Genomic DNA, 6,732 nt, shown 5'->3' with positions numbered 1-6,732 from the left:
GAGCTCGGCATCGAGCTGCTCGCGGCGCGCGCTGGTCTGCTCGGCCTGCTGCGACAGGCGCAGCAGCTCGACATGCAGCTGGTGCGCACGGGTCTGCGTCTCGGCGGCTTCGCGGCGCGTGCCGACCAGGCGCTGCGACGCATCGGTATAGGCCGCCTCGGCCCGCACCAGCGCGCTGCGCGACTCCTCGGCGATCAGTGTCTGCGCCTTCAGCTGGCGCTCCAGGTTCTCGATCTCCTGCGCGCGGGCCAGCATGCCGGCCTGCTCGGAATCGGGGGCGTAGAAGGCGACCGCGAACTGGCTGACAGCATGGCCCTCGCGGGTCATGATGACCTCGCCGTGCGTCAGCTTCGAGCGCGCGGCGAGCGCCTCGTCGATGTCCGACGCGGTGTAGACGCCTTCGAGCCAGTCGTTCAGCAGCGCCTTCAGGCCGGCCTGGTCGTGGTTCCCCAGGCGCAGCAGGTCGCTCAGCTTCGACAGGGTCTGGTGGGTGTTGGAGATGGCCGCTTGCGGCGGCGTGTAGAACGCCAGCTTGGCGGGCGGCGCATCGGTCGCGAAGGCGCGCACCGTCTCGATGCGACCCACTTCGAGCGCGTTGATGCGCTCGCGCAGCGCGGCTTCGAGCGCGGTCTCCCAGCCGGTCTCGATGTGGATCTTCGTCCACAGGCCCTGCAGGCCTTCGAGGCCGTGCTTGGCGAGCCACGGCTTCAGCTTGCCCTCCGTCTGCACCTTCTCCTGCAGAGCGCGCAGCGCATCGAGACGGGCGCTCAGGTCGGCCTGCCGGCCACCCTGCGCATTGACCTGCTCCTGCGTCTCGCGGCGCGCTTCGTCGAGGGCCGGCACCTGCTCCTGCAGCTCGTGCAGGCGGGCGTCAGCCACGCCCTGCAGTTCGTCGGCCGCGGCCGATTGCAGCTTCAGCTCGGCCAGGCGTGCCATGTCGGGCGATGCAAGCTGGCGGCGTTCGCCGTCGAGCCGTTCGCGGCGCGCGTTGAACTGGCGGCGCTGGTCGTCGAGGTTGCGGCTCTCGGCGGCCAGCACCTGGATCTGCTGCTGCACGCCGCTGACGGCGGTGCGCTGTTCGTTGCTGCGGTTCTGCGCGGCGCGCACCGCGTCTTCGACCTGCGGCAGGTTGCCGGCCTGCTCCTCGGCCTGCGCGGCCAGCACCTCGGCCTGCTCGTCGGCGGCGGCGATCTGCTCGGCGATCTGCTCCAGCTCGTCTTGCGCCTGCTGCGAGCGCTCGGCCCATTGCTCGCTCTGCACCTTCAGCTCGGTCAGGCGCTGCTCGACGCGCTGGCGTCCTTCGACCACGTAGCGGATGCGTTCCTCGAGCCGGCTCACCTCGAGCGAGGCCTCGGCCAGCGCGCCTTGCGCGGTGTGCAGCTCGTCGCTCGCGGCGTAATGGGCCTGGCGGATCGTTTCGAGCTCGGCCTCGCCGTGGCGCAGCTCGGCCATGCGGGCTTCGAGCCCGTTGGTGGCCTCCAGCACCTCTTTCTTCACGCGCTCCTGTTCGCTGGCGGCATCGCGGTGCTTCAGGAACCACAGCTGGTGCAGTTTCAGCGTGCCGGATTCCTGCAGGCCGCGGTAGCGCGACGCGACCTCGGCCTGCTTCTCGAGCTTGTCGAGGTTGGCGTTCAGCTCGCGCAGGATGTCTTCGACGCGGGTCAGGTTCTCGCGCGTGTCCTTCAGCCGGTTCTCGGTCTCGCGGCGGCGTTCCTTGTACTTGGAGACGCCGGCGGCTTCTTCGAGGAAGAGCCGCAGCTCCTCGGGCTTGCTCTCGATGATGCGGCTGATGGTGCCCTGGCCRATGATGGCGTAGGCGCGCGGGCCGAGGCCGGTGCCGAGGAACACGTCCTGCACGTCGCGGCGGCGCACCGGCTGGTTGTTGATGTAGTAGCTGCTGGTGCCGTCGCGGGTGAGCACGCGCTTGACGGCGATCTCGGTGAACTGGTTCCACTGGCCGCCGGCGCGGGCGTCCTCGTTGCTGAACACCAGTTCGACGCTGGAGCGGCTGGCCGGCTTGCGGTTGCCGGAGCCGTTGAAGATCACGTCCTGCATCGATTCGCCGCGCAGTTCGCTGGCCTTCGATTCGCCCAGCACCCAGCGCACCGCGTCCATGATGTTGGACTTGCCGCAGCCGTTGGGCCCGACCACGCCGACCAGCTGGCCCGGCAGCTGGAAGTGCGTCGGCTCGGCAAATGACTTGAAGCCCGACAGCTTGATGGAGTTCAGACGCATGGGGAGCAGTCCCGGCGGGCCGCGGCGGAGAGTGCCACGAGTCGCCTAAGTCATTGATTTATTTAGGGAATTCCACGCGTACGCGGACTTCTGGCGAGGCGCGATGATACCATCGCGCCCTCTTGCGGCAGCCTGCCGAAACCCTCTCAAAACGTGACGCCCACCATGGCCAAGGTATCCAAGTTGTCCGCGAAAGTCGCCCCGCCCACCACCCCGCTGCGCATGCGCGAGGCGCCTGCCAAGCCGCCGTCGATGCCGAGCAAGCAGCTGGACGTGTTCCCGAACCCGAGCCCGAAGCGCGACTACGCGATCCAGKTCCAGGTGCCCGAGTTCACCTGCCACTGCCCGCTGACGGGCCAGCCGGATTTCGCGCACTTCACGATCGACATGGTTGCCGACAAGCTGTGCATCGAGCTGAAGAGCCTGAAGATGTACATGTGGAGCTACCGCAATGAAGGTGCGTTCCACGAGAAGGTCACGAACGACATCCTCGACGACATCGTGAAGGCCACCGACCCGCGCTTCATCCGCATCACCGCGAAGTGGTACGTGCGGGGCGGGATCTATACCAACGTGGTGGCGGAGCACCGCAAGAAAGGCTGGAAGCCGCAGCCGGTGGTGCAGATGCCTTCGCATGGGGCGCAGACGGGGTTGATCTGAGCGTTGCGGCGCGGCGGGGGCCGGTCAACGGGCACGGCGCTACACTGTCCATCACCTTCAGGAGCGGCCCATATGGCGGATCTGGTGACAGAACTCGCAGAACGCGGCAAGGAATTGCCGCCCGAAGAGCGTGTGCGCCTTCTGGATTTGCTGTTGGAGTCGTTGCACGAAGCTGGTGAGTCACCGGCCGACGAGGCCTGGAGCAGGGAGATCGAGCGTCGCGTCGCCAGCTACGAGCGCGGCGAAGCAAAGCTCCACGACGCCGATCACGTGATTGCAGAAGCTGTACGCCTCTTGCGTTGAAGCTGCTGCGGCTGATCGACGAGGCACGTGCCGAGTTGCTTCGGGAGTCGTCCTACTACGAAGCCAAGCGTCGGGGAACCGGGATCCGGTTCGTTCGGGCCGTCACTGATTCATTCACGTTGATCCAGTCCTTTCCGCAAAGCGGGGCCCCCGCCGCGGCAGGCGTTCGGCGTACCAAGGTCAAGGGCTTTCCGTTCACCGTCGTCTATGGCGAGTTCAACGAAGAGATCGTCATCTTCGCCATTGCGCCCGATCGTCGACAACCCGGCTACTGGATCCCGCGCGTGGGCGACGCCTGACCGCAACCAGCCCATCCGCGCCCTTGCTCGCGCGGACATACAACAAGAAGAATCGAGCCGTCCCCGATAATCGGCGGAATGAACCCGCTGCTAGGCAAGCTCCATCCCTATCCGTTCGAGCGGCTGCGCGCCCTCACCCGCGACATCACGCCGAACCCGGCCTTCAAGCCCATCAGCCTCGGCATCGGCGAGCCCCGCCATGCCACGCCGCAGCTGATCCTCGATGCGCTGTCGGCCCACTTCAGCGGCCTCGCCAGCTACCCCGCCACCGCCGGCGACATCGCGCTGCGCCAGGCCTGCGCCGATTGGGCCGGGCGCCGCTACGGCGTCACGCTCGATGCCGCCACCCAGGTGCTGCCGGTCAACGGCTCGCGCGAAGCCCTGTTCGCCCTCGCCCAGACCCTCGTCGACCCGACCCGACCCGGCGCCACCGTCGTCTGCCCGAATCCGTTCTATCAGATCTACGAAGGCGCGGCGCTGCTCGCCGGCGCGCAGACCTTCTTCGCCAACAGCGACCCGGCGCGCAACTTCGCGGCCGACTGGGCCCAGGTGCCCGACGAGGTCTGGGCGCGCACCCAGCTGCTGTACGTCTGCTCGCCCGGCAACCCGACCGGCGCGGTGATGCCGCTCGACGAGTGGCGCCGGCTGTTCGAGCTGAGCGAGCGCTTCGGCTTCGTGATCGCCTCCGACGAGTGCTACTCCGAGATCTACTTCCGCGAAGACCCGCCGCTCGGCGCACTCGACGCCGCGATGCAGCTCGGCCGGCGCGACTTCCGCAACCTCGTCGTGTTCACCAGCCTCTCCAAGCGCTCCAACGTGCCCGGCATGCGCTCGGGCTTCGTGGCCGGCGACGCCGCCGTGCTGAAGCAGTTCCTGCTGTACCGCACCTACCACGGCAGCGCGATGAGCCCGATGGTGCAGCAGGCCAGCATCGCCGCCTGGCGCGACGAGGCCCACGTGGTCGACAACCGCGAGCAGTACCGCCGCAAGTTCGCACAGGTCACGCCGCTGCTGGCCGAGGTGCTCGACGTGCGCCTGCCCGACGCCGGCTTCTACCTGTGGGCCGCCGTTCCCGGTGGCGACGACGTGGCCTTCGCCCGCGGCCTGCTGGCTCAATACAATGTCGCGGTGCTGCCCGGCAGCCTGCTGGCGCGCGAGGCGCAAGGTGTGAATCCCGGGGCAGGCCGCATCCGCCTGGCCCTGGTGGCCGAAGTCGGGGAATGCCTCGAAGCCGCCCAGCGCATCGTTTCCTTCGTCAAGTCCGTCTGATCCCGAGAACCCCATGAGCCAACAGCAACTGCAAAGCGTCATCGACCTCGCCTGGGAAGGCCGCGCCCAGATCAATGCCGTCAACTCGCCGGAGGTGCGCGAGGCCGTCGAATCGGTGATCGCCGACCTGAACAAGGGCCGCATCCGCGTCGCCGAACGCGAGAGCGTCGGCCAGTGGAAGGTCAACCAATGGGTCAAGAAGGCGGTTCTGCTGTCGTTCCGCCTGAACGACAACCAGCTGATGCATGCCGGCGACCTCACCTTCTTCGACAAGGTTAGACCCAAGTTCTCCAACATCAGCGACGAGGAAGTGCGCGCCGCCGGCGTGCGCGTGGTGCCGCCGGCCGTCGCGCGCCACGGCAGCTACCTCGCGAAGAACGTGATCCTGATGCCGTCGTACGTCAACATCGGCGCCTACGTCGACGAAGGCACGATGGTCGACACCTGGGCCACCGTCGGCTCGTGCGCCCAGATCGGCAAGAACGTGCACCTGTCGGGCGGCGTCGGCATCGGCGGCGTGCTGGAACCGCTGCAGGCCAACCCGACCATCATCGAGGACAACTGCTTCATCGGCGCCCGCTCCGAGGTGGTCGAGGGCGTGATCGTCGAGGAGAACTCGGTCATCTCGATGGGCGTCTACATCGGCCAGAGCACCAAGATCTACGACCGCGCGACCGGTGAAGTCAGCTACGGCCGCATCCCGTCCGGCTCGGTGGTGGTCAGCGGCAACCTGCCGAGCGCCGACGGCAAGTACAGCCTGTACTGCGCCGTGATCGTCAAGCGCGTCGACGCCCAGACGAGAGCCAAGACCAGCATCAACGAACTGTTGCGCGCCTGACGCCAGAACCCGCCGGCCGGCGTGCCATGATGCCTTCTTCCGTTCAACAAGGTCCCGAAAGGACACAGCGATGACAGCAGCCTCCAACGGCGGCAACATGGAACGCGTGCTGCGGCTGATGGCCGACAAGGGCGCCTCCGACGTCTACCTGTCGGCCAACACGCCGATCCTGATCAAGATCAACGGCCAGATCCTGCAGTTGAGCGACCAGCCGCTCACCGCCACCCAGCCCCGCCAGCTGCTGGCCGAGCTGCTCACGCCGACCCAGCTCGAAGACCTGGAAGACACCGGCGAGCTGAACGTGGGCATCGGGCTGTCGGGCGTCGGCAGCTTCCGGCTCAGCGCATTCCGCCAGCGCGGCTCGATCGCCGCGGTGTTCCGCTGCATCCCGCACGACATCCCGGCACTCGGCACCCTGAACCTGCCGCAGGTGCTGAACACGCTGGTGCTCGAGAAGCGCGGCCTGATCCTGATGGTGGGCGCCACCGGCACCGGCAAGAGCACCACGCTCGCGTCGATGCTGGAGCAGCGCAACCAGCAGATCGCCGGCCACATCCTGACCATCGAGGACCCGATCGAGTTCATGTTCAGCAACAAGCGCTCGGTCGTGAACCAGCGCGAGGTCGGCCGCGACACGCAATCGCTGCAGGTCGCGCTGAAGAACGCGCTGCGCCAGGCCCCCGACTGCATCTACATCGGCGAGATCCGCGACCGCGAGACGATGACGATGGCGATCTCGTACGCGCTGTCGGGCCACCTGGTGGTCTCGACGCTGCACGCGAACAACAGCTACCACGCGCTCGGCCGGATCCTGTCGTTCTACTCGCCCGAATCGCGCCCCGCGCTGCTGGCCGATCTGGCCGCCGGCCTGCGCGCGATCGTCTCGCAGCGGCTGGTGCGCGCGACGGCCGGCGGGCGCCGCCCGGCCGTCGAGGTGCTGCTGAACACCAAGCTCGTGTCCGAGCTGATCGAGCAGGGCGACTTTAACGGCGTCAAGGAAGCGATGGAGAAATCGATGGCCGAAGGCTCGCAGAGCTTCGAGTCCGACCTCGCCCGCCTGATCACCGAAGGCGTGATCACGCGCGACGAGGGCCTCGCGTTCTCCGACTCGCCGACCAACCTGATGTG

Annotated in this window: 7 protein-coding genes; 6 read left to right on the top strand and 1 reads right to left on the bottom strand. The window is 67.5% G+C overall.

Going from position 1 to position 6,732, the window contains the following annotated elements; all coding sequences use genetic code 11:
- A partial coding sequence (smc, locus tag AC1D01_RS15745; RefSeq protein WP_477867793.1) for a chromosome segregation protein SMC occupies nucleotides 1–2,235 on the bottom strand: 2,235 nt, incomplete at its 3' end.
- Between the two features lie 222 nt (nucleotides 2,236–2,457).
- On the opposite strand from smc, the gene queF reads away from it, so the two are divergent.
- The 6 genes from queF to AC1D01_RS15715 form a co-directional block, all read left to right on the top strand.
- On the top strand, nucleotides 2,458–2,895 hold the full coding sequence (gene queF, locus AC1D01_RS15740) for a preQ(1) synthase (protein WP_477867795.1): 438 nt from the start codon (nucleotides 2,458–2,460) through the stop codon (nucleotides 2,893–2,895).
- Nucleotides 2,896–2,967: 72 nt separating this feature from the next.
- Nucleotides 2,968–3,198, top strand: coding sequence for an addiction module protein (locus AC1D01_RS15735; protein WP_477867791.1), 231 nt, complete (start codon nucleotides 2,968–2,970; stop codon nucleotides 3,196–3,198).
- Nucleotides 3,195–3,497, top strand: a complete 303-nt coding sequence (locus AC1D01_RS15730) for a type II toxin-antitoxin system RelE/ParE family toxin (RefSeq protein WP_477867789.1) — start codon at nucleotides 3,195–3,197, stop codon at nucleotides 3,495–3,497. The genes AC1D01_RS15735 and AC1D01_RS15730 overlap by 4 nt, the downstream gene beginning before the upstream one ends.
- 78 nt (nucleotides 3,498–3,575) lie before the next feature.
- Nucleotides 3,576–4,766 (top strand): succinyldiaminopimelate transaminase, encoded by a 1,191-nt coding sequence (gene dapC / locus AC1D01_RS15725; protein WP_477867787.1) that lies wholly within the window; start codon nucleotides 3,576–3,578, stop codon nucleotides 4,764–4,766.
- Between the two features lie 13 nt (nucleotides 4,767–4,779).
- Complete coding sequence (dapD, locus tag AC1D01_RS15720; protein ID WP_477867785.1) at nucleotides 4,780–5,604, top strand: 2,3,4,5-tetrahydropyridine-2,6-dicarboxylate N-succinyltransferase; 825 nt, start codon at nucleotides 4,780–4,782, stop codon at nucleotides 5,602–5,604.
- Nucleotides 5,605–5,674: 70 nt separating this feature from the next.
- Nucleotides 5,675–6,732: PilT/PilU family type 4a pilus ATPase (locus AC1D01_RS15715; protein ID WP_477867783.1), on the top strand; the 1,058-nt coding region annotated here is incomplete at its 3' end.

The organism is Rhizobacter sp. P3_B12 (assembly GCF_056402895.1).
Note: the sequence above shows the minus strand (reverse complement) of the source record. Positions and strands in the feature narration are given on the sequence as shown.